Source organism: Salicola sp. AFF1 (assembly GCF_056783195.1).
Map to the genome: position 1 here is coordinate 1 of NZ_JBXAYL010000070.1, position 2,657 is coordinate 2,657.

3 protein-coding genes are annotated in these 2,657 nt (G+C 52.5%); all 3 read right to left on the reverse strand.

Going from position 1 to position 2,657, the window contains the following annotated elements:
* Nucleotides 1-122: 122 nt before the first annotated feature.
* The 3 genes from AC1RQI_RS16540 to AC1RQI_RS16550 all read right to left on the reverse strand — a co-directional run bounded on the left by AC1RQI_RS16540 (nt 123) and on the right by AC1RQI_RS16550 (nt 2,259).
* Complete coding sequence (locus tag AC1RQI_RS16540) at nt 123-731, reverse strand: hypothetical protein (RefSeq protein WP_481905712.1); 609 nt, start codon at nt 729-731, stop codon at nt 123-125.
* Nucleotides 732-1,606: 875 nt separating this feature from the next.
* The gene (locus AC1RQI_RS16545; RefSeq protein ID WP_481905713.1) at nt 1,607-1,840 is read right to left on the reverse strand and encodes a DUF2188 domain-containing protein; all 234 of its coding nucleotides are present in this window, start codon (nt 1,838-1,840) and stop codon (nt 1,607-1,609) included.
* A gap of 110 nt (nt 1,841-1,950) precedes the next feature.
* The gene (locus AC1RQI_RS16550) at nt 1,951-2,259 is read right to left on the reverse strand and encodes a hypothetical protein (RefSeq protein WP_481905714.1); all 309 of its coding nucleotides are present in this window, start codon (nt 2,257-2,259) and stop codon (nt 1,951-1,953) included.
* Nucleotides 2,260-2,657: the final 398 nt, after the last annotated feature.

Sequence of the window (2,657 nt, forward strand, 5' to 3'; positions counted from 1 at the left end):
TGAATCGGGGCATGCGAACAGCTCCTTGTTGCTCAGTGCCAGCCTAGCAAATCGGGGGTTTTTCTACAGCCTCAACGGACCGCTAACCGGCGCGAGGTACGAGCGTCCGGTTGAGCGTATTGTTAGCGAGGATGTAGATGCGGTCTGACGTGCTCCTCAATCGAGGATACCGCCTCTTGAATCTTGTTAGTGAGTTCATTGTCCTGGCTCGTCGCTGAGGCGTGCGCGGTGCTGCGCATTTTCTTGGCGAAATCCCGGTCACTCTGGAAGTTCTTACCGCCGACCGCCTTGTCATCAATAATCGCTTCCATAGCTACTTGAAGCTCCCGCGCGCATTGCCGTAGCGCGTCGCCCGCCTCTCGGATATCACTCCCCCATAGGGCTTCCGCCTCCAACAGCTGCGCGTCCAGCTCCCGAAGAGCATCACGTACTGGCTCCCAGCGATTCTGGTAGATATGCGCCCACGCTTTCGCCTCCTGCTCAGATGTTGGACCTTCGACGGCGGGATAATCCGCGGGAAACTCGGCACCTTGGATGAACGGAGTCCTGCAGTATCGGAGCTCGTCCCGCACACGGTACGTTGCACGGATAAGTTGCCTCGCAACCTCGAACTGAGTCCTCCCGCGGAGTTCTCTACTCCAGCTTCTTAGACCAAGGACGGCTACGATTGCGGTTGTTGCTGCCGCAATCGAGACGAGCACCTCCTTGGCAATTGAGATCGCTTCCATCATGCAGGATTCCATTCATAGACCCGCTAACGGTTAAGCTCAGCCGCGCAGCCCGTCTGCGTCGGCTGGAGCGCCTTGTTGTGTGGTCCAGGATCTTCGTAGCCGGGTGATTGTCTCCGATACAGCGGCAAACGTCTCTTCAGGGCTGCAACGATACCTATCCCTCGCCCAGTCCAACATAATGGGTCCTCTGATCTGAGAAGCATGCTCGGGGAAAGCTACGAGATAATCATCTGTCAGTGCCTGACTCCTTGGGAACACGTGAAAATGGAGCCGCGACTGCTCTTCGCCGAACTGAGCACAGTAAATACGGATAGGCTCGCACACTGCCTTCACAGAAGTGGCAGCGCTCGCCAGAACCGGTCCAAGTCGTTCGGCGGTTTCCAAGGGCAACTCATCCAACGAGTGTGCTTCGGGAACTGGCGTCACGATCAGGTACCCCGGAACCGAACATGAGTAGCAATGTTCCACCAAGAAATCTTGGTCACGACTAATCTCAAAATTCACAGTTTTATTCCACACAACGCCGCGCAGCACGCGCGGTTACGGAATGGAGGCGAAGCCGCAATGTAGTAACCGTCGCCGTGCCTGTGATTGTTATGTTCTGAGTGCGCTTAGGCAGACAGGTGTCCGACAACGCCGCCGACTCCGATAGCCCACATAGTTTCAAACATGGAGCTTAAAAAAACGCGAGTTCGGTCAGTTAATGCTTTCACCATAGACACCCCCTTTTCACTGTTGCTGGTGGCCGGCAGGACCACGTTTACGCTGATGTATCTCAGTAAAATTAATAAAAGGGCTATGGAGCCAACAAACGCCAGGGGAATCGAACCCCAACCTGCTACCCCTGTCGGCCTAAGCACACTCATTTTGAACGACTATTTCTTATCCTTCGGTGGCATTGGATCGTTACCATGGCTATCCGGATTTTGGATGCTCCCATCTTTTTTATGGACCACAAATTCCGAGTCCTGATTCCTACTGACATCACGGCCATAGTCAACCGCATCTTGTTTGGTGTCAAAATGCTTGATGGCCCGTTCACCACCACCTTTTTTTACATCCCATCCGCCGTCAGGATTGGGAACTACATGATGTGTTTTCCTAGGCATCGTCATTCTCCTCTTTGAACATAACGCTTTTGTTCAGCGGTGCCCTTGTAGCGCAGCGAAAAGGGCATCCGGTGGAGGGCCGAAGGCCCGGAACGTACTGGAACTACTTGTTAGGCATAGATCCACCAATATGGCGCGATGGCCATAATTCCAGTAAATACGGTATCGAACAAGTCAGCCTGATAATCAGGTGATGAGAGCATCACGAATACCGTTAAGACCACAAATGGCCACGGGAATAATAGAACATACACTAATGCTTGACCACTATGCGGAACCAAGGGGCTTAGTGGTATAACTGCGACAATCGCAACCAATAGCCAATTGATGATAAAACTCGCCGCAACAAACCAGCCCTGTGGCGTCCTGAGAATGGCCTTGCGCACAAATACATTTAGTGGCTGCTTCTCGAGATTCATAAGATGCCTAACGCCCGCCATAAGCGGCCGAGTGAAACGAGGTCCGGCGCACGCAGTGCGCGAACTTAATGGCTTGGTTATGTGTCTTACTCGCCACTATGCTCCGCTTTATAGGCTTTAACTTTGTCGTGGATTCTCCGGATAGTATTGCCAATAATCCGTTGAGCACTCTCTCTGCTGGTATATCTCAGTTCTCCAGGAGTTTGACCGCTATCCACCAGTTTTTTGAAAATATCATCTCTTTGTTCCTCTGGAATACCCTCTCTGTCACACAGGTCATCAAAAGGACTTGACGCTCCAGTAAGCGCGATAATTTCGGAAGTGTTAGTGGCCAATTAAAATGACCCACTACTGGCCATTAATTTTGACCCACCTCCGGGTGGCCGTCAGGCCACAGA